We start from the raw sequence: 21,527 nt of genomic DNA on the forward strand, positions 1-21,527 counted from the left end.
GACCTGGAATGGTTCGCCATGCCCGCCATCCTGCTGGAGCAGTTTCGGATCTGGAACGGGCCAAACAGCCCTGCGGCCGTGGCCTTCTGGGCCTTCGTCTCCGACGAGACGCAGGCGCGGCTGGAGGCTGGCGCCCACAAGCTGCGGCCCGACGAATGGCGGGCCGGCCAGAACCTGTGGCTGATCGAACTGGTCGCCCCGTTCGGCGCCACCGACGAGATCCTCGTCGACCTGTCGGCCAGCGTCTTCGAAGGCGCGCCGTTCAAGTTCCACACCATCGGCCCCGACGGCCAGCGCCGGATCAGCGTCTATCCAACCCCCGCCAGCGAAGGGTGAAAACGCGCCCATGATCGTTGTCGATAGCCGGGCGAAGCGGCAAGCAGACCGGCCACGAGGCAAGCCGTGCGGGACCAGGGGATACGAGCGATGACCAAGGCCATACTGTCCAAGGCGGCGCACGCTGCAGCCATGCTGGGTCTCTGCGTTGGTCTCGCCGGCTGCCTCACCGCGCGCGCCACCGCCTCGACCGACCTGGAGCCCCTGGTCTCGGCGCTGACCGATCCGGTCGACGACCTGCGCGACCGCGCCGAGACCGGCCAGGCCGGCGCCCAATACGCCATGGCCGTGCTGCATGCCTACGGCGTGCGGGGCGTAACCCCTGATCCGGACCAGGCCGCCGTACTGCGTCGCCGGGCGCTGGCCGCCCGCGGCTATACGCCGATCACCACCTATATCGCCGGCCTGCGCGGCAAGCCGGGCCGCGTGGCGATCATCAACACGCCGCGTTACGAACTGAACGCCGTACAGGCTCTGCGGGCCGACCAGTGTGCGGCGGCCCTGGCGCGCGGCGACCAAAGCCCGGCCGCGGTCGAGGCTTGCGCGGGCCTTGCAGAGTTCGGGCGCCTGGAAGCGCTTTGGGCCGAGGCCAAGACCGGACGCTGACCGGCCGGCCCGCCTCCCATCGCAACGCCTGGCTTCGCCAGGATTGCCGACAGGTCCTGACCGACATCAAAACCGCGGTCCTCCCCTCGAAGGACATGCTTTTTCCGTAGACGACTTGCGATCGCGGGTCACGAATATCGCGCCCGGCGCCCGCTCTCTCTTTGACCTGGAGCCGGCGCAGGGCTGTAAGGACCGAAACCTCGTCCTTGACGGATACACAGACGAGGCGTTGCTGGAGCGTCTGCAGCGGCTGCGCCACGCGCAGGGTTACGTCTCCTACGAGCTGGTCTACGAACCGATCGGCGTCCGAAGCCCCGACCATCCCCGATCCCTGGAGAGCTCCGGACGAGCTCCAGGCGCGGCTTAGTTTTCGCATCGCTTTTGCGGAAAACCGGCGTCCACTTTTCCGCGCGATGCTCTAGAATTTCACGACCTTCGGCTTGCCGTCGTAGAGGATCTGGCGGTCCACCGGAGCGCTCTGCGTACCCGCTCCCTTGCCAGGCGCGACCAGGACGACGTTCAGTTGGCGCTGCCGGATCATGCCCGGAAACGACCCCTGCCGCGGACCGACCGTTAGCGTACGGGCCCGGTCATTCCATGTCAGCTCATAGGTGGCGCGCTCGCCCTTCTCGTAGGCGTAGGTCTCGTTGTCGTCCTCGTAGATCGTGAACCGGGCGTCGGCGCCGGGATAGATGCGGATTTCATAGGGCGCCTCGGGGCGTTCGGTGGCGTACTGCACCGCCGGGCCCATCGGCACGATGGAGCCGGCCCGGACATAGAGCGGCAAGATCTCCAGCGGCGCTTCGCGCGACACGGTCTTGCCGCCGGCGTGACGCTCGTTGCTCCAGAAGTCGTACCAGTCCGCGCCCCTGGGCAGATAGGTGCTGACGGTGAGGTCCCGGGTCGCCTCGGCAAGCTTGGCGGCCGCCGCCACCTCGGCCGGACGACGCCAGGTCAGGCGCAGGCTTCGATCACCGCTGCCCTGGTAGTAATCGATGCGCACCTTCAAGCGGTCTCCCCGCTTCAGCTTGCGCTTGACGCCGTGGTGGCGCTCCGCCGACGTCGTCCAGTCATCGACCACCTTTTCGCCGTCGAGGAACAGGCGCATGCCGTCGTCGGCGGCCACGCCGATCTCATATTCGCCGTCCTCGGGCGCGAGGATCACCCCTTCCCAGCGGGCGGAGAAATCCTCGAGCTTGGTAAGTCCGCCGGGGATTTCGGCCAGCGGCGGACCGGGCCAGGTGTGGTCGATCTTCTCATCGACCAGCTTGCCTTTCGGGACCTCGAAGTTCACGCCCTCGAAATACTGCACCGCCAGGCCGGTCTTCCCGTCGGGCGTGCGCAGATACTGGCTGGGGATGGTCGCGGCCGGCGGCGGGCTGACATTGTACATCGCCCGGGTGACGGGATGGACCAGGAACGACGGCCCGAACATGAAGCTGTCATCGACCTTGTCGGTCGCCCGGTCGTCCGGGAAGTCCATCATCAGCGGCCGCATCAGCGTGTAGTGGTCCGACGTGACCTTCCAGCTCAGCCCATAGGTATAGGGCAGCAGGCGATAGCGCAGGCGCACGCTGTCGGACAACGAGGCGTACACCGCCGGATCCAGCGTCTTGAACAGGTAGGGCTCGCGCTCGACGCTGGTGCCGTGGATGCGCATGATCGGGTTGAACGCGGCGAACTGCATCCAGCGGGCATAGAGTTCGCGCCATTCGGCGTTCTGCTCACCGCCGACGAATTCCGTCACGAAGAAGCCGCCGGTGTCCTGGGTCCAATAGGGATTGCCGGTGACCGTGACGTCGACGCCGCCGGCGATCTGCTGCTTGAAGGTCTTCCAGCTGGCGAAGATGTCGCCGCTCCACGAGGCCGCCGCCGTGCGCTGCGCCCCGGCCCAGGCCGAACGGGTCAGCGTGAAGACCCGCTTGTCGCTGGTCGCCCGCTGGCCGTCATAGGTCCCCTGGGTGGTGACCAGCGAATAAGGATTGAGATAGCGCGTGAAGTCGCCCAGGGCGTTCGAGCCGAGCGCCTTGGTGTCGCGGATATTGTCGGCGGCGTTCCACATGGCGCTGCTCACCTCGATCTCGGTGCCGTCCATCCAGAGCGCGTCCACGCCCTTGTCCAGCAGGCCGGACTTGATGTGCTTGAAATAGATCTGCCGGCCGATCGGGCTGTAGGCGTCGTAGACGCGCGCGTGTTTCGAAATCCAGTGCAGCGGCTTGAAGCGCAAGCCTTGGGCGTCGAGCTCGTGGGCGAGCGCGGTGTCGTCGCCAATGGACGGCCAGATCGACACCATCAGCTTGAGATTCATGTCGTGAAGCTGACGCGCCATGCCCGCCGGATCGGGGTAGCGGACCGGGTCCCAGGTCATCCCGCTCCAGCTGCCGTCCTTGTCCGAGCCCCAGTACTGCCAATCCTGGACGATGTAATCGAGCGGGAACTTGTCCTCGCGGAACCTGCGCGCGACCTCCAGCAGCTGGTCCTGGGTCTTGTAGCGCTCCTTGCTCATGAACAGGCCGAACGCCTGCTTGGGATACATGGGCGCATCGCCGGTAAGGGCGCGGTAGGCGCCGACCACCGCGTCGGGCGTGTCGCCGGCCATGAAATAGTAGTCGACGCCGCCCGGGGCGCTCTCGGCCCAGAGAGAGGCGTCGCCCGCCTCGTCCTTGAAGCGCATCTGCGAGTAGGTGTCCCACAGCACGCCGTAGCGCCGCGAGGACATCATCACCGGAATGATGATGCCCACATTGGTCTGGACCAGCAGCAGATCCTTGCCGCGCCGATTGCTGGCGTCGTCGCCCGTGAAGCCGAAGCCGTAGACCGCCTCGTCGGGTCGGAGCACGAAACTGTTGACCGCCTCATAGCTCGGCGCCCCGGAGATGGTCACCGGCTTGAGGCTTTGCGGGTTCTCGGCCTTCTCTTCGGTGTAGAGCTTGCCCTTGGGATCCAGGAAGCGAAGCGCGCCGGTCGCCTTGCTGATCTCGACGCGCAGCTTCGCGCTCTTCAGGACCAGCGTTGTCGCCGTGTCCTCCACCGCGAAGGTCACCGGGCCCGGCGCGGTCGGCACGACCAGGCTGGGCGCGGTCCAGTAGTTTCGGCCGAGATTGGCGTTCACCCGCAGCGTGTCCGGCGCGTAAAATACGACGTTCTTCGTCACGCCGTTGAGCTGGATCTGAACGCCGTTGCGCAGCCTGGCGTAAGTGAAGCCGGGAGCCTGGGCGACCGGCACAGCCTGGAGATGACCGTTCGCATCAAGCCCAACGGGCGCGGACGTATCCGCCGGCGCCTGAGCGTGGGCGGCGGAAACCAGAATGCAGGCCGCAGCCAGCCCGCCCATGACCAGACGTCGCGACGCGAACCCCGCCACCAACCTCGTCCTTCCGGCTCGCCCCATGGCCGCACTCCAATCCTATCGCCGACGCCTCAACGCTCACGCCATCCTTTACTCCTACAAATTACCGCGACTACCGTCCAGCTACACCACGTCCAGGGACACGATCCCCATGGGTCGCGACTTCCTGACTGGCGTGAAAGGCTCTGATCGTCCGAACTCCGTGCCGCACGCGCACCAGGCGCTCGCCTTTGAGCGGATCGCAACCAAGCCCGGCGGGGCCTCAACCACAAATTGGAACAGCGCTGTCATTTCCAATTGTCTAATTAATGCGTTTTGTCCTATTGATCCGAAAGACCGAAAGATCGGCTTTGCAGGGGAGAGACGAATGAGGAACCGCCAGAGATCGCGCGTCCACGCCCTGGCTTGTGGCGCGTCACTATTAGCGCTCTGGTCGGCGGCGCCGGTCCTGGCGCAAACCACCGGGCCGGTCGCCATCGACGACAACACGCTCGACGCGGTGGTCGTCACCGCCCGGCGCCGCGCGCTGGAGAACGCCACCGAGATCAAGCGCAACGCCGATACCGTCGTCGACTCGATCGTGGCGGACGAGGCCGGCAAGCTGCCGGACACCTCGATCACCGAAATCCTCCAGCGCATCCCCGGCGTGACCATGTCGCGCTTCGCCAGCCTGGGCAGCCCCGACCAGTTTTCCTGGGAAGGAACCGGGGTCCAGATCCGCGGGTTGTCGGGCGTCACCGGCCTCCTGAACGGCCGCGAGATCTTCTCCGCCAATGGCGGCGGCGGGCTCAATTGGGGCGATGTCACGCCCGAGCTGATGGCGGCGGTGAACGTCTACAAGGCCACCACCTCGGATTTTATCGAGGGCGGGACCGGCGGCGCGATCGACCTGCGCACGCACATGCCGTTCGATTACAACAAGCCGCAGATGGACGTTTCCCTGAGCGCGAGCTACGGCGACTTCATCAAGAAATGGTCGCCGGCCGGATCGATCCTGCTGACCAAGCGATGGGACACCAATATCGGCGAATTCGGCGCCTTGGTGGATCTGGCGTCGACCCGCTATCGGTCGGCCGACAGCTTCATCCGCGCCGAGCCCTATTACCAGACGACCTACAACGGCAAGACCGTCTACGCCCCAGGCGGTTTCGACTACGGGAACGATGACTTCGACCGCAAGCGCAAGGGACTGTACGCCGCGTTCCAATGGCGGCCGGTCCAGGAACTGACGCTCTGGCAAACCGACTTCGTCTCCAAATACAAGACCAATGTCGGCGGCGGCGGCGTGTTCATGGTGTCCGGCGGCAGCCAGGACGTGAGCAGCGGCGAGTTCGATGACGCCGGCGTGTTCCAGCGGGGCGTGCTGCGCGGCGCGAACGCGGGCGGTTACTCCCCCGGCAACTCGAACAACCAGAATCCGGGGGAAAGCTGGACCGCCGACTACAGCGGCGGCTTCATCCTGGACGCCAGCAACCGTCTTCGCGTCAACGGCGCGATCCAGGTGGTCAACTCCAAGACCAAGAACCGCAGCTATGGCCTGGGCGTCGGTGCGGCCGGCATTCCGGAAATCGGCTTCGACACCGGCGGCGATATTCCGACGCCGACCCTGAGCACCACCGCGCCGCTGCTCGACGCCAGCCAGGCCAACATCAACAACCTGATCTTCAACCAGACCCATAACAGCGGCCGGATGACGGCCGCCAACCTTGACCTCGAGTACGATCTTGGCGAGGGCTTCTTCAAGTCGCTGAAGGTCGGCGCGCGGATCGCCGATCGTTCGGAGAACGACAGCTTCACGGGCACCTATTGGTCGCCGACCGGACGGGGCTGGAACGGGGTCCCGCAATCCACCGTGGCCAGCTCGCCAGCCGACGACTTCTACGTCTACGAGTTCCCCGACTTCTTCAAGGGCGAGCGCGAGGTTCCAGGGCCCTACATCTTCGCCAGCCCCGGGGCGGCCACGCCCGAAAACCTCCTCAACTACACCGCCTGCGGCCCCCAATACGCCATCCGCTGCAGCACCGACCCGGCCAGCGCCGACTACAACGCCACGCGCACCCTCTACGGTGATCCGGTGAACCTGAACTTCGGGAACCCGCCCAACGAGGTCCGAACAAAGGTCGAGACGACCAATTTCTATGGCTTGCTTCGCTTCGGCAGCGATGGCTTGGGGTGGGCGCCAGCCTTCTCGGGCAATATCGGCGTGCGCGTCGTGCGCAACAAGATCGACAGCACGGGCACCTTCACCTTCTCGGGCGGAACGGAATTCTATCGTTCGCTGGCCGACGCCCAGGCGTCCCTGGCCCAGGTCGGCGGCCTGGACAATGTCAACGCCTATCGCCTGCAGAACGGGACCTTGCCCCTGAGCTATCTCACGCTGCCGAGCACTGCGACGCGCACCGAGACCAATGCCTATACGCGCGTCCTGCCCTCGCTGAACCTGGCGTTCAAGCCCAACGACACCTGGGTGGTGCGCGTCGCCCTCAACAAGACCTTGAGCCCACCCAGCTACAAGGACATCCAGGCGACCGGCTCCGGCGGCGTCGCCACCACCCCCAACCCGCTGAACGGCACGACCTCAGGCGGCGAGAACATCTCCCTGCCGGCGATCTTCAGCGGCTACACCTACACGGCCGGCAACACGAAGTTGAAGCCAGCCGTGTCCACCAACGCCGATCTCAGCGTCGAATGGTATCCCAGGTCGGGAACGACCGCCCACATCGACGTCTTCGCCAAGAACATCAAAGACCTGATCATCTACAACGACGTCAACACGCCCGCCTCGATCCTGTTCGGCTCTTCACAGCCTCTCATCGTCGCGAACGGCGCCTTGACCACCGTCCCCGGGGCCGTCAGCGGCCAAGCCAACTTCAACGCCACGGAGACTTCGAAAATCCGAGGCGTCGAGATCGGCGGCCGAAGCTATTTCGACGCTCTGCCGGGCGCCCTGCGCGGTTTGGGCCTGGAGGCCAATTTCACCTATATCGACAGCGAGTCGCCCAGCACCCGTTCGCGGGACATGAACGGCGCCGCGATCGGCGGCCTGCCGATCGTCGGCCTCTCCAAGTACAACTACAACGTCAACCTGCTTTATGACTATGGTCGCTGGAGCGCGCGTCTGGCCTACAACTGGCGCAGTCAGTACCTGGCGACCACGACAGGCAACGGCACCACCGGAACCTACACCAACCAGGCCGGGACGAGCATCTCCTACGCCCTGCCGGTCTATGTCGCCGACATGGGCCAGCTGGATGGGAGCGTCAGCTACAAGCTGAACGACCACACCCAGCTGGCGGTGGACTTCACCAACCTGCTCGATGCGATCTCGCGCACGGAGATGGAGATCCTGCCGGGCCAGATCGTCACCCGCAGTTGGTTCATCAACGATCGCCGGATGTCGGCGAGCGTGCGCTTCACCTTCTAGATCGAAGGCCGGCGTTGGGGGCGCGAGGTTCACGGAGCTTTGCGCCTTCCAACATCCAAGCACGGATCGACTCCGGCGCCGGGCCGGCTGTGCGACCACGGGCAAAAACCATTCGGGTCTTCGCGGCATGACCAAGCATATCGTGATCGTGGGCGGCGGAACCGCCGGCTGGATGACCGCCTGCTATCTGGCGCGCATGCTGGCCGGTCCCGACGCCCAGGCCGTCAAGATCACGTTGGTCGAATCCGAGGACATCGGCATCATCGGGGTCGGGGAAGGGACCTTTCCCAGCATCCGAAAGACCCTCAAGCGTATCGGCCTGGACGAAGCCGCGCTCGTCCGCGAGGCCAACGCCACGTTCAAGCAGGGCATTCGGTTCGCCAACTGGCGCCATGCGCCGAGCGTCGATCCCAGCGACCACTACTATCATCCGTTCCAGATCGCCGAACAGCACACCGACCTGGACCTGCTGCCCTACTGGCTGCTGGGCGAGGCTGGCGAGGCTCCGTGGGCGCGGGCCAGCACCGTCCAGCAGGCGGTCATCGAGGCCAGGCGCGCGCCCAAGCTCATCGATCATCCCGACTATGCGGGGCCCCTGTCCTACGCCTACCATTTCGACGCGGTCGCCTTCGGCCAGGTGCTGCGCCGACATGCGATCGGCCAGGGCGTCGTGCGGATCGCCGACACCATCGGCGAGGTCCGCCTGGCGCAGGACGGAGCGATCGCCGCACTGGTCGGAGCCGCCAGCGGCGAGCTGCGCGCCGATCTCTATATCGACTGCACCGGGTTTCGGGCCCAACTGATCGGCCAGGCCCTGAAATCGGAGTTCACCTCCTATCGCGACCAGCTGTTCTGCGACCGGGCCCTGGCCGTCCAGCTGCCGTACGAGCAGCCGGACGCGCCGATCGCCAGCTGCACGATCTCGACCGCCCAGGAGAACGGATGGACCTGGGACATCGGACTGCAGGAGCGACGAGGCGTCGGCTATGTCTATTCGTCCCAGCATACCGACGACGAACGCGCCGCCCAGGTGCTGAGCGCCTATGCGGGCCTCGCCCCGGACAGGCTGGAGCCCAGGCTCCTGAAGTTCGAGGCGGGATTTCGCAAGACGCAGTGGCGCAAGAACTGCGTGGCGATCGGCCTCTCGGCGGGGTTCATCGAACCGCTGGAAGCCACCGGCATCGGCTTTTCCGAGATCGCCGCCCTGATCCTGGCCAATCTCTTTCCCTGGTCGGGGGAATATGAGCAGGCCGCCAGGCAGTTCAACGCCCAGATGCAGCGGCGCTACGCGCATGTGATCGACTTCATCAAGCTGCACTATTGTCTGAGCCAGCGTGAGGACACCGCGTTCTGGCGCGACAATCGGGCCGCCTCGTCGATATCCGAAACCCTGAAGGAGAAGCTCCAGATCTGGCGGCACAGGCCGCCCTCCTTCCTCGACGTGGATCTCAACCACGACATCTTCGTCGAGCAGAACTGGCAGTACATCCTCTATGGTATGGGCTTTGCGACGGATCTCACCGGCCGGGCGCCGGCCCTGCGCTTCTCCGCCGCCGCGCGGGAAGAGTTCGCCAGCATCGCCGAGCAGGCGCGGTTCGCCCTGACCGTGATGCCAGACCATCGCGCCCTGATCGACGAGGTGCGCAGGAGCGGCTTCCAGCGCCCTGCGCCCGCCCGAAGGGCAAGCCGATGAGCGCTTCGGCGAGCGAAAGGGCGAACCTGCGAGGGCAGCCCATCCGGCGGGTGGTAATCGTCGGCGGCGGGACCTCCGGCTGGATGGCGGCGGCGGCGCTGGCCCGCATGGCCCCGCCCGACCTTTCGATCACCCTGGTTGAATCCGACGAGATCGGCACCATCGGGGTCGGCGAGGCCACGATCCCGACCTTGGCCGACTTCAACGCCTTTCTCGGCGTCGACGAGGACGATTTCGTTCGGCAGACCCAGGCGACCTTCAAGCTGGGGATCGAGTTCGTCGACTGGGGTCGGATGGGCGAGCGCTACCTGCACCCTTTCGGCGTGCACGGCCACCCGACCCCGGAATTCAAGTTCCACCAGCTTTGGCTCAGGCTCGTCCATTGGGCGGGAGACGATCCTGAACGCCGCGCGTTGGTTGGCGATCTTGGCGACTACAACGTCGGGACCGTGGCCGCGCGCCTTGGTCGGTTCTCGCGCCCGCAGGCCGGAGTGCACAACGTCCTGAGCACGATTCGCCACGCGTTTCACTTCGACGCCGGCCTCTATGCCCGTTACCTGCGCGCCTATGCCGAGGCGCGAGGCGTCGTGCGGCTGGAAGGCATGGTCGTCGGCGCTCAGCAACGGCCGCAGGACGGCTTCTTCGAAGCCGTGCGACTACGTGACGGCCGTGTCATCGAGGGCGACCTGTTCATCGACTGCAGCGGCTTTCGGGGCCTGCTGATCAATGGCGTCCTGGGCGCGGGCTTTATCGACTGGAGCCGCTATCTGCCTTGCGACAGGGCGGTCGCCGTCCCCTATGAAAGAACCGCGCCGCCCGATCCGTTCACCCGCGCCACGGCCGATCTGGCTGGATGGCGATGGCGCATACCCCTTCAGCACCGCATGGGTTCGGGGTACGTCTATTGCAGCGATCACCTCAGCGACCAGGCCGCGACCGATCGCCTGGTCAGTCAGGCCGAGGGCAGGCTTCTGGCCGACGTGCGGCCGTTGCGATTCACCGCTGGCCTTCGCGAGCGGTTCTGGGTCAAAAATTGCGTGGCGATCGGCTTGGCGGGCGGGTTCCTTGAGCCGCTGGAATCCACCAGCATCCATCTGGCCCAGATGGGCGTGGCCAGGCTGATCCTTCTATGGCCCGACCTCGCCTTCGGCCAAGCCGAGATCGACGAGTACAACACCGCCGCCCGCCTTGAGTACGAGCAGATCAGAAACTTCATCATCCTGCACTACAAGGCCACCCGGCGCGTCGATACCGAGTTCTGGCGACGTTGCGGCGCGATGCAGATTCCCGACGGCCTGGCGCACAAGATCGAGCTCTTCGCCTCCAGCGGCCGGGTTTTCCGGTTCCAGGACGATCTGTTCACCGAGGACAGCTGGCTGGCTGTGATGCTGGGGCAAGGGGTGCGCCCGCAGGGCTACGACCGGCTGGTGGACCGCATCGCGCATGACGAGCTGTTGACCAACATGGGCCGTCTCAAGGACGTCGTTCTGAAGTCCGCCCTTTCCCTGCCCGCCCACCAGACCTTCATCAACACCCACTGCCGCGGCGCGACGGGGATCGCCCCGGCATGAACCGCACGCCGCCGACACTCAGCGGTCAGCGACCGCTATAGAAATCCGAGGGAGAACACCGATGCGAATTTTACGGAAGCGCCATGGCGGCGTCGTGGTCGCCAGCGTCCTGGCGCTCGCCTTGAGCGGGGCTCCGGCCGCCTGGGCCGCCGACCAGGACCCGCCGCCGCGGGTCGCCAACGGCTTGGCCAAGACGCCGCCGATGGGCTGGAACAGCTGGAACAAGTTCGCCTGCACCATCGACGAGCAGACCGTCCGCCGCATGGCCGACGCGATGGCCTCGAACGGCATGAAGGACGCCGGTTACCAATATGTGGTGATCGACGACTGCTGGCACGGCCCGCGCGACGCCGGCGGCTTCATCACCTATGACGCCAAGCGCTTTCCCAGCGGCATCAAGGCCCTTTCGGACTATGTGCACGCCAAGGGCCTGAAGTTCGGCATCTATTCGGACGCCGGGCGCCTGACCTGCGGCGGCCGGCCGGGAAGCCAGGGGCACGAGTTCCAGGACGCCAAGACCTATGCCGACTGGGGCGTGGACTATCTGAAGTACGATTGGTGCTCGACCGGCACGCGCAACGCCGAGGAGGCCTACACCCTGATGGCCGACGCCCTGCGCGAGACCGGCCGCGACATCGTCTTTTCGATGTGCGAGTGGGGCACGGCCAAGCCCTGGCTGTGGGCCGACAAGGTCGGCAACCTGTGGCGCACGACCGGCGACATCACCGACAAGTGGGACGGCAAGCACGGCTACTCGCTGGGGGTCCTGCCCATCCTCGACGCCAACGAGCCGCTCCATCCGTTCGCCGGCCCGGGCCACTGGAACGATCCGGACATGCTGGAGGTCGGCAACGGCGGCCTGACCGACACCGAGTACCGCGCGCACTTCAGCCTCTGGGCGCTGATGGCCGCGCCGCTGATCGCCGGCAACGACATCGCCAACATGGACGAGGCGACGCGCGCCATCCTGCTGAACACCGACGTCATCGCCGTGAACCAGGACCCGCTGGGCGTCCAGGGCCGCCGCGTCCGCGACGACGGCGACCTGGAGGTCTGGTCCAAGCCGCTGGCCGACGGCGGCCGGGCGGTGATCCTGTTCAATCGCGGCGCGGCGCCCCAGACCATCGCGGTGAACTGGACCGAGCTGGGCTACCCGGCCAGCCTTAAGGCCGAGGTCCGCGACCTGTGGGCCAGGACGTCGCTGGGCAAGATGAAGGAGCGGTTCGCCGCGCCGGTCGCCTCGCACGGCGTGGTGATGGTCACGGTGAAACCCTGAACGACGGCGCTGACCACGCCTTGCCAACCCGGGTCGCGGCGCGCGCCGCGACCCACGACGCTTCCTCCATCAATGGACCTGCAGCCGTGATGCGATCTCTGTTCCTTGCCGTGGCGGCCGTGATCGTCTTCGGACTGGCCACGCCCTCGACCGCGGATGCCCAGGCCTCGGCGCCCTCGGCGACGGCGGCCACGAGAACCCGCGTCAACATCGACGCCGATTGGCGCTTTGCGTTGGGCCACGCCACGGACGCCAGCCAGGATTACGGTCACGGAACCGCCCCCTTCTTCTTCGCGAAGGCGGGATATGGCGATGGGCCGACCAGCCCGAAGTTCGACGACCGGGCCTGGCGAAAGCTGGACCTTCCCCACGACTGGGCCGTCGAAGCGCCGTTCGACGGCAGGGCTTCGGGCAATCACGGCTCCAAGGCCGTGGGTCCGGGATTTCCCGAGCGCAGCATCGGCTGGTACAGAAAGTCCCTCCAGATCGGCCCGTCCGACCTGGGCAAGCGCATCGTCGTGGAGTTCGACGGCGTGTATAGAAACGCCGCCGTCTGGTTCAACGGCCACTACATCGGACGCGAGCCGAGCGGCTATTCCAGCTTCGCCTACGACCTGACCGACTATGTCGACTATGACGGGCCCAACATCCTGGCGCTGCGTGTCGACGCCTCGATGGAGGAGGGCTGGTTCTATGAAGGGGCCGGCATCTATCGTCACGTCTGGCTGACCAAGACCGCGCCCCTTCACGTCGCGCGATGGGGGACATTCGTCAGCAGCACGCTGCGCGACGGCGTGGCCACGCTGTCGGTCCAGACCAGGCTGGAAAACCAGGGCGTGGATCCTGGCTCGGTCAGCATCGATCATCAGGTCGTCGACAGCGACGGTTCGGTCGTGCTCTCCAGCACGGGTCAGGCGCGACAGCTCGAGGCCGGCGCCTCGCTGCGTGACGACCAGCCCCTGCGGCTGCCCCGGCCCCGGCTCTGGTCGATGAGCGATCCTCACCTCTATCGCCTGGTCACGACGGTCCGCGACGGCGCGGCGGTGATCGACCGGTACGAAACCCCGTTCGGCGTGCGGGACGTGCGCTGGGATCCCGACAGCGGCTTCTGGCTCAACGGCGAGAACGTCAAGCTGAAGGGCGTCAATATTCACCAGGACCATGCCGGGGTCGGCGTGGCGCTGCCCGATCAATTGCAGACCTGGCGGCTGCGCCAGCTCAAGGCCATGGGGGTCAACGCCATTCGCACCTCGCACGGGCCGCCCTCCCCCGAATTGCTGGACGCCGCCGACAGGCTTGGGCTGGTGGTCATCGACGAACATCGCATGATGGGGACCTCGCCCGAGATCACCGACCAGCTGACCCGGTTGATCGAACGCGACCGAAACCATCCTTCCGTCGTGCTCTGGTCGGTCGGCAACGAGGAATGGGCGCTTGAGGGCAACGCGCTTGGCGCCCGCCTGACCAAGCTGATGCAGGCCAAGGTCAAGGCCCTGGACCCGACACGCGCCACGACCGTCGCCATTTCCGGCGGCGCGCCGCGCGGCAGTTCGTCGACCACCGAGGTGGCCGGCTTCAACTACCGCTCGCAACACGACGTCGACGCCTATCATCGCCTCTTTCCGCGCGTGCCGGCGGTGATGACGGAGGAGGGCTCGACCTTCGCGACGCGCGGCGTCTACATCTCCGACCCCGCCAGGCAGCATATCGCCGCCTATGATCGGCCGCAGCGACCGCAAGGCTCCAGCAGCATCGAGCAGGGCTGGACGGCGGTGGTGGAACGGCCCTGGATGGCGGGCATGTTCGTCTGGACCGGCCTGGACTACCGCGGCGAGACGACGCCCTTCGGCTGGCCGGCGATCAGCTCTCAGTTCGGCATGCTCGACACCACGGGGGCGTTCAAGGACAGCGCCTACTATCTGCAAAGCTGGTGGACCGACAAACCGATGGTTCACATCGTGGGCCATTGGACGTGGCCTGATCGGCCGGGAGCCGAGATCCCCATCTGGATCTATTCCAACGCCGAGCAGGTCGAGTTGCTGTTGAACGGCAAGAGCCTGGGCCGCAAGACCATGCCACGCCAAAGTCATCTGGAATGGGCGATCGCCTACGCGCCCGGGAGGTTGGTCGCGCGCGGCTTCCGAGGCTCGACCCTGGTCGCCGAAGACAAGGTCGTCACCACCACGGCGCCACGGACCCTGCGCCTGACGCCGCCGTCCGACCGCCTGGAAGCTGGCGGCGGAGGCGCGGCCGCGATCGGCGTCAGCGTGCTCGACGCCGCCGGCTCGCACGTGCCGACCGCATCCAACAAGGTCACGTTCGAAATCGAACGGGGCGGCCGGATCATCGGCGTTGGCAACGGCGATCCGTCCAGCCACGAACCAGATCAGTTCGTCGACCAGTACGCCGCGCTCGCCACGTCCGATTGGCGGGTCGCGGATCTGTCGGCGGCGCCGGGCGCCGGTCTTCCCGACCTCGGCGCATTGACCTGGCGCAATCCGTTCACATGGTATCCGCCCGGCAGCGAACCGGCCGTGCCCGCCGCGTTCATTCTGAGGGGCGCGGCGACGGCCCCGCCGGTCGATGGCGGCCGATCGACGCTCTTCGTCCCCCTGCTGAGCGCCACGCAGCGACTGTTCGTCAACGGGCAGGAGCTGACGTCCCGCGCGGTCGCCGACGCCGGGGGCTGGAGCGCGCCTTTCACGCCGGCGGCCGACGGGCGGGTGGAGATCGCCATCGTCGTGCCCTCCGACGCCGGAGCGGCGCTCAAGACCTTGCAGGACAAGGGGCTGAACGGCTCCAACGTGGCCTTCATCAGGGTCATCCGACCAGCCGCCCCCTGGGCGCGAAGCCTCTTCAACGGCCACGCCCAGGTCCTTGTTCAGGCCGATCCCGACGCCCCCGAGGTCGTGTTGACCGCCACGACTCCTGGCCTTCCCCCCGCGCGGCTGGTGCTCAAGTCAGCGGCGAATTGAACGCCAGGGCGCGCGGACAGCGGTGGTGACGACCATGGCCGCGAAGAGGTGGCGGAAACCCGCCACCTCGCGCGATGTCAGAAGCTGTAGGCGACCGTCGCCTGGAAGCTCCTTGGCTTTTCCGGCAACACGATCGTGCTCCCGAACAACTCCGTGAAGTTGGCCCGGAAGTAGGTCGCGTCGGTCGCGTTCTTCACAACCGCGCGGAACAGCCACTGGTCCTTCTTATAGGACGCGCTCAGGTCGACCAGCGTATAGGCCGGCAGGCGCACCACCTGGGACTGGCCCGACCATACCGACTCTACGTGCGAAGCGCTGGCGGCGAAGGCCAGGCCGTTGTCGAAGGCGTAGGTGGCCGTTCCCGAGATGACATTTTCAGGAATGCCCGCGCGGCGCGAGGCCTCCCGGGTGAAAATCGGAACCAGGCCCAGCGGCTGCCCCCCCAGATAAAGGGCGGGATTGGTGACATTCTTCAGATCCTCGATGCCGAAGAAGCTAAAGGCTGTGCCGGCGTCCAAATAGGAAAGGTTATAGACCCTGGTGTTGGTGTAGGCGCCGGTGAGCAGCAGGTGCTCGTTGACGGACCAGCGGAACTCCGCCTCCAGGCCTTTGGTCTCGACCGACTGATTGGTCACGGACGACTGAACATTGTGGTCGGTTCGGTTCTGCTTGTAGACAGACACCGCGCCATAGAGCTTGCCATCCAGCCAGGATCCCTTGACGCCGCCCTCGTAGAGATTGGACGCGGCAATGAACGAATTGCCCGCCACGTCGGCCACTAAGACTTCAGCGCCCTCGCCCACGACCATCGTGGATTGTTTTGAAGCGGTCACGTACGGGATCAGACCCAGCGGCAGCTTGTAGTTCGCACTGGCGGTCCACGACCAGGCGCCCTTGCTGTTCGAGGCCGACAGAAGGGTTCCCGCGGCGACCGGCTGCCGGCTTGGGTCGATTGTCGAAACGACGTCCGTCTTGTCGTATCGCGCGCCCAGAGTGACATCGAGGCCGAAATCGAACGCCATATCGGCAAGGCCGGCAAGGCCATAGTCCGTATAGTGCCCGGTCAAATAGTCAGAATAGGAGCAATCGCACTGGGTCGACAGGAGACGAGTGGAGAGCGGGGTATAGCCTTCCGTCAGATCGACACGATGGAAATACTCGTAGGTGAAATCGTCGCCGAAATGGAAATTTGTATAACGAATTGACGGCGAAATTTGGTAGGCGAATTTCCCCATCGCATTGGTAAACGTCTGGGAAGCGACGATCTTGTCTTCTATTACGTAAGAATCGACAAACTGGGAAAACCCGTAGGCATTTTCATTCAGATTTTTTGTCTTGTCGTAGAAAAGTTGATTTTTGATCTCAAAATCATTCGCTCCAGTATAGATGAGATCGAAATAGCCGGTCGTCTGCTTATTCTGCAGAAGATCGTCGACGCCGGTCAGCGTGTCCTTGCGGCTGAGCTTCGCCGTACCTGAACTCGTCAGGGCCATGTTTCCGCCGGCGGGGAAGCAGCCATTCGTGATCGAAGCCGCAAAAACGTTGCCGCCGCACGCGAAGCCGCCAAAGGGGCCAAGCCCGCCGATCGCCGCGAGTTCGGCATAGGAAATCTTGCCGTCGGGCGCGCCGATGTCGGGCACCGCCTTGGCCGTCCCGGTGATGTAGGTCCCGTTGTCCACCAGGGCCTGCGTCAGGCGGTTCCAGCCGCCGTTCTGCTGGCCGTCGTACTTGTGGTACATGCCTCCAAATTCCGCCCGCAGATTGTCGGTGATGTTGCTGTCGAACGACGCCTGCAGGATCGTCTGCTTGGTGGACATGTTGCGGTAGTAGCTGCCCGAGTCCTCGACTTCGGCATAAAGGCTGTAGCCAAACTCCTTTTCCCCAATCGCGCCGGGGCCGCGCACTTGCGCCGTCAGGACGCCCTTGTCCCAGCTGCCCGTGGTGTAGCTGATCTCTCCCTGCGGCGACGACATCAGCGCGCCGTTGACCCGGGCCGACTTCGGAACAAAATTCATGTAGCCGCCGGTCTTCGACGGGCCGTAGATCGGCGAGGCCGGGCCCCGGACGATGTCGATCCGATCGGAGGCTCCGATGGGAGTCGGATAATTGCCCGCATTATCCAGGCGACGGATCCCGCGGAAATAGACTTCGCCGGGCGTGCCGCGGATATCAAGCGCGCCACCGACGCCGAAGAAGGAATTGGTAAACGTACCGGGCGCCTGTGCGACAAGGTCATAGATCTCTGTCACGCCAAAACGTTCGATCTGTTCCTGGCTGATGGTCGACGCCGAACGCGGGGTTTCCAAAATCGTCTTGTCAAAACCGAAAATCGACCCGACGTTCTTGAGGGGCAGGGCTCCAAGCGACCCCGTAACGACAACCTCGTCAACGGCGGTGGGAGACTCGCCCGCCGACGCAGGCGCCGGCTTGACTTGCGCCCATCCCGCCGACGTCATGGCCGTGCTGGCAAGCAGACCCGCGGCGACTGTCATCAGAGATCTGCATACTCGGTGAGATTTCCGAGCAACATTCATGACATCGCCTACAGATTGCATATTCTTCATTTAGCCTCGCCCCTTACATTTCAAGTTTGCGGATTTCATCGCTTTTCGCGCCGGTGGCGACTGAGAAATGACCGCTTAAGTAGTGGACCTGGCGCATGCTGCGCCGCACCCCCAGGAATAGGCGCGTCCTGGAGCGATCAAATGCTATGACCTTGGCCGGCTATTGCGAAAATTAGAGCGGATATGCTGGCCTTTTCACGCTTCCATCGTGATTTCTTTGAATCGGCGCCGGAAATTCGAACAGTTGGCCAAGCTGAGTTCGCCCCGTTTGCAGGACAGACTTTACGGCTGGAAAGCGGCGCCGGCTGAGAAGACGCCACCGTCCACTCGCCGTCCGGCCGGGGGCTCCGCGACATTGGGGACCAAGCCTTGCCAAGGTCCACTCAAACAAAAATGTCGGGCCAACTTAACGGGGGCCGCTAAAGTGTTGAAATCCTCCAAGAAGGCGCTTTTGCCAACTTTGCGCTCCCCACTTAAGACTGGCCGCAGAACGCCCGATCCAACTTAAGACCGTCCGCGACTTTCCACCCGAGCGGCCTAGCGCGCCTGAAAATGTAATAATACTTTGACTTGACGCCTAAACGACGCCATCACAGCGAGGTTTAAGCTCCCAGCTTGTTCTACCACCAGCCTGACCCACCGGATGAGGCGACATCGCGCCTCGTCGTGTCGCGCACCCCCAAGGCAACATTACCCCTCTTGCTGTGATCGCCGGCGCCCCTTTGGAGTTTGCCACCAGCCCACCGACTGTTGAAAAACGCCTAGCAATAGTCGTGGATGCCCTGGCCCAGTTGAACTCGGATCACTGATGCTCCGCCGCCTGCGCCCTAAGCCACCTGGCCAAGCCCGACACAGTGGCTCTTGTCTCACCGCGATGCGACAGCAGATGCACGCCTTTCGGACTGACCATCCGGCGTTCGAAAGGCGTGACCAGCGCACCTTAGGCCAACAACGACGCGAACAAGATTGGCGATAGCAGGGCCACACCGGCCCCACCCAATGCGGCCGATGCATCCAGTTCGTGCGTGGGAAAGTCTGTTCCGAGGAAATGGCAACCCATCTGTTCACCATGGTCGAGGCCACGCGTCAGGCCACTGGACCGGTCGTCTGTCGCGGAAAGGCCATCGGCGCTGGTCAAGCAGTAGAGCTTGAACCTGTCATTCCAGGCCAGCGCCACGCGTTCCGGCATGGCTGAGGGGAATGGGCCGACGCGCTTTTATCCCACCGTCACGCTGACGGCGTCGGCCTTCAGCCCCAGCGCGGACGCCGTCACCCGCAGTTCGCCGGCTTGGCCGCGCCGCGTGCGGACGATCGCCTGGGCTAGGCCGTTAAAGGTCGTGCGCTGGCTGGCCACGTCGGGTTCGTGGCTGGTCGGATCGCCGTTGCCCACGCCGATCACGTCGGCCGCGCCCGAAACCGCGAAGCGCACCAGGGTCGCGGCGCGCGGAACCGGACGCCCCTTGGTGTCCAGCACCTCGACCTTGAGGATCGCCACATCCTGCCCGTCGGCCTTCAGCTTCGACCGGTCGGCCGTCAGACGCAGGGCGGCCGGCGCGCCGGCCGTCTCGCGGCGCTCGCGCAGGATGACCTTGCCGTTCTTGTAGCCGTGGGCCTCGATCACCCCGGCGGCGTAGGGCACGGACCATTCGACATGGTGGTTGGGCTGAACCGCGCGCACGCCCTGGCTCCTGCCGTTCAGGAAGAGCTCGACCTTGTCGCAGTTGCTATGCGCCCAGACCGCGATCGGCTGGCCCTCGCGGCCTTCCCAGTTCCAGTGCGGCAAGAGGTGCAGCAGCGGCTCGGACCGCCACCAGGCGCGGTAGTAGAAGTAGTTGTCCTTCGGGAAGCCGCAGGTATCCAGCACCCCGAAGTGCGAGCTGATGCTGGGCCAGCGGTTGAACGGCGTCGGCTCGCCGCGATAGTCGAAGCCGGTCCAGATGAAGCCCCCCGCCATCCACGGCCGCTCGGCGGCATGGCTCCACCACGTCTCGGCGGTTGTCGCCCACCAGGGGTGATCGGTGTCGTAGGCGGGGACGTAGCTTTTGGCCTCGTCGCGGACGTACTCGCCACGCGTGGTCACCACACTGGCGCTCTCGGTGCCGATGATCGGCAGGGTCGGGAAGCGCTCGTGGAAGGCGTCCATCTTCTCGTGGCGATAGTTGAAGCCCTGGACGTCAATCACCGCGCTGATGCCCTCGCCGAAACCATTGTCCATGGCGGCTGTCACGAGGCGGGTCGGGTCGAGACGGTTGACCAGACGCTTCATCGTGGTGGCGACCCTGGCGCCGCGGGCCGTGCCCTGCTGCGGCTCCTCGTTGCCGATGGACCACAGGATCACCGAGGGGTGGTTGCGGTCCCGGCGGACCAGGCGCTCCAGCTCGTCCATCGAGGTGGGATCGCTGGACATGCGGCGGGTCTCGTCGATGACCAGGATCCCCAAGCGGTCGCAAGCATCCAGCAGCTCCGGCGTCGGCGGGTTGTGCGAGGCGCGATAGGCGTTGCTGCCCATCGACTTCAGCTGCTCCAGCCGCCAGACCTGCAGGGCGTCGGGGATCGCCGCGCCGACGCCAGCGTGGTCCTGGTGATTGCAGCTGCCCTTCAGCTTCACCGGCTTGTCGTTGAGGAAAAAGCCGTTGGCCGGGTCGAAGCGGATCGAGCGGACGCCGAAGCGGGTGATGAAGCGATCGACCACCGTACCGCCCGCCTTGGTCTCGGTGACCAGGGTGTAGAGGTGCGGGGTCTCCAGCGACCACAGCACCGGATTGGCCAGGGTCACGGTCTGCGACAGGCTCTGGCGCTCCCAGGCCGGGATGCGCCCCGCGGCCGGGGCGACGGCCAAGACGGGTTTGCCGGCGGCGTCCAGCACCGCGTGCGAGACCTCGAAGGCCTGCCCCTGGTCGCTCTCGTTGGTCAGGTCGGTGTCGATGCGCAGCGTGCCGTCAACCTTGGCGCGGACGAAGACGCCCCATTGCGGCACGTGCACCGGCGCGGTCTTAACCAGCCAGACGTGGCGATAGAGGCCCGCGCCCTCGTAGAACCAGCCCTCGCCCAGGCTGGCGTCGACGCGCACGATCATCCAGTTGTCGCCGCCGACATTGGCGATGTCGGTGATGTCGACGCGAAACGGCGAATAACCGCTGTCCTCGCGTTCCAGGATGTAGCCGTTGACGATGACCAGGGCGTCGCGGAAGGCGCCGTCGAACTCGATCGACAGGCGCTTGCCGGCGTCGCCGGCCGGCAGGGCGAAGCTCTTGCGGTACCAGCCTACGCTGTTCTCCGGGAACTCGCGGCCCAGCGCCTTGTAGCCGTGGGCGGCGCGCAGGTCCTCGTCGTCCGGCTTGCCCGAGGGCTTGTAGTCGGGGTTGTTGGCGAACGGCAGCTCGACGGCCCAGTCGTGCGGCAGGGTCACCGGCTTCCAGGCGCTGTCGTCGAAGTCCTTCTGGGCGGCGGCGGCCACCCACCACGACGGAGCGCTGGCGCCTTGCTTGGCATAGGTGCGCTGGTTGGCGCCGAAGCCGAAGTCCTTGGCCGGGTCCGAGGCGTGGCCTAGGGCGAAGCGCCAGTCGAAGTCCAGCGAGATCCGCTCGCGCGGTCCCAGGTCCACGGCCGCGACCGGAGCGACCTGGGCGTTCGCCGCCGCCGTCCGGGCCAGCAGCGCCGCGCCCGCCGTTGCCGCCAGCGCCTGGCGTCGGTTGATCTGGACCATGGGTGTCCCCTCACGAAAAAGAGGGAG

10 protein-coding genes are annotated in these 21,527 nt (G+C 65.5%); 7 read left to right on the top strand and 3 right to left on the bottom strand.

Annotated features, from left to right (window positions below; translation table 11 throughout):
- Both EV278_RS18895 and EV278_RS18900 read left to right on the top strand, forming a co-directional pair.
- Positions 1-336, top strand: a 336-nt coding sequence (locus tag EV278_RS18895; RefSeq protein ID WP_132094936.1) for a toxin-activating lysine-acyltransferase, incomplete at its 5' end; no start/stop codon positions are given.
- A gap of 90 nt (positions 337-426) precedes the next feature.
- On the top strand, positions 427-942 hold the full coding sequence (locus EV278_RS18900; RefSeq protein WP_132094938.1) for a hypothetical protein: 516 nt from the start codon (positions 427-429) through the stop codon (positions 940-942).
- 418 nt (positions 943-1,360) lie between these two features.
- Here EV278_RS18900 and EV278_RS18905 read toward each other — a convergent pair whose 3' ends face one another.
- Positions 1,361-4,306, bottom strand: coding sequence for a TIM-barrel domain-containing protein (locus EV278_RS18905; protein ID WP_347812832.1), 2,946 nt, complete (start codon positions 4,304-4,306; stop codon positions 1,361-1,363).
- 352 nt (positions 4,307-4,658) lie between these two features.
- Here EV278_RS18905 and EV278_RS18910 point away from each other — a divergent pair, with 352 nt between their 5' ends.
- From EV278_RS18910 to galA (EV278_RS18930), 5 genes are all read left to right on the top strand, one after another.
- Positions 4,659-7,715, top strand: coding sequence for a TonB-dependent receptor (locus EV278_RS18910; RefSeq protein ID WP_165916705.1), 3,057 nt, complete (start codon positions 4,659-4,661; stop codon positions 7,713-7,715).
- 127 nt (positions 7,716-7,842) lie between these two features.
- Positions 7,843-9,408, top strand: coding sequence for a tryptophan halogenase family protein (locus EV278_RS18915; protein WP_132094944.1), 1,566 nt, complete (start codon positions 7,843-7,845; stop codon positions 9,406-9,408).
- Positions 9,405-10,979, top strand: coding sequence for a tryptophan halogenase family protein (locus tag EV278_RS18920; RefSeq protein WP_132094946.1), 1,575 nt, complete (start codon positions 9,405-9,407; stop codon positions 10,977-10,979). Before EV278_RS18915 ends, EV278_RS18920 begins: the two co-directional genes overlap by 4 nt.
- A 61-nt stretch (positions 10,980-11,040) precedes the next feature.
- On the top strand, positions 11,041-12,255 hold the full coding sequence (locus EV278_RS18925) for a glycoside hydrolase family 27 protein (protein WP_132094948.1): 1,215 nt from the start codon (positions 11,041-11,043) through the stop codon (positions 12,253-12,255).
- Between the two features lie 89 nt (positions 12,256-12,344).
- On the top strand, positions 12,345-15,230 hold the full coding sequence (galA, locus tag EV278_RS18930; protein ID WP_132094950.1) for a beta-galactosidase GalA: 2,886 nt from the start codon (positions 12,345-12,347) through the stop codon (positions 15,228-15,230).
- A 77-nt stretch (positions 15,231-15,307) separates the two neighbouring features.
- Here galA (EV278_RS18930) and EV278_RS18935 read toward each other — a convergent pair whose 3' ends face one another.
- Entirely contained in the window at positions 15,308-17,722 is a 2,415-nt protein-coding gene (locus tag EV278_RS18935) for a TonB-dependent receptor plug domain-containing protein (protein ID WP_132094952.1), read from the bottom strand.
- A 1,288-nt stretch (positions 17,723-19,010) separates the two neighbouring features.
- Positions 19,011-21,500, bottom strand: a complete 2,490-nt coding sequence (gene galA, locus EV278_RS18945; RefSeq protein ID WP_132094956.1) for a beta-galactosidase GalA — start codon at positions 21,498-21,500, stop codon at positions 19,011-19,013.
- Positions 21,501-21,527 lie beyond the last annotated feature (27 nt).

Origin of the sequence: Caulobacter sp. BK020 (genome assembly GCF_004342605.1) — a bacterium.
Classification (GTDB): Bacteria; Pseudomonadota; Alphaproteobacteria; order Caulobacterales; family Caulobacteraceae; genus Caulobacter.

Excerpts from the sequence above, each read along its gene's own strand:
- EV278_RS18900 (WP_132094938.1), top strand. The coding sequence starts at position 427 with ATGACCAAGGCCATACTGTCCAAGGCGGCGCACGCTGCAGCCATGCTG.
- EV278_RS18910 (WP_165916705.1), top strand. The coding sequence starts at position 4,659 with ATGAGGAACCGCCAGAGATCGCGCGTCCACGCCCTGGCTTGTGGCGCG.
- EV278_RS18915 (WP_132094944.1), top strand. The coding sequence starts at position 7,843 with ATGACCAAGCATATCGTGATCGTGGGCGGCGGAACCGCCGGCTGGATG.
- EV278_RS18920 (WP_132094946.1), top strand. The coding sequence starts at position 9,405 with ATGAGCGCTTCGGCGAGCGAAAGGGCGAACCTGCGAGGGCAGCCCATC.
- EV278_RS18925 (WP_132094948.1), top strand. The coding sequence starts at position 11,041 with ATGCGAATTTTACGGAAGCGCCATGGCGGCGTCGTGGTCGCCAGCGTC.
- galA (WP_132094950.1), top strand. The coding sequence starts at position 12,345 with ATGCGATCTCTGTTCCTTGCCGTGGCGGCCGTGATCGTCTTCGGACTG.
- EV278_RS18935 (WP_132094952.1), bottom strand. The coding sequence starts at position 17,722 with ATGACAGTCGCCGCGGGTCTGCTTGCCAGCACGGCCATGACGTCGGCG.
- galA (WP_132094956.1), bottom strand. The coding sequence starts at position 21,500 with ATGGTCCAGATCAACCGACGCCAGGCGCTGGCGGCAACGGCGGGCGCG.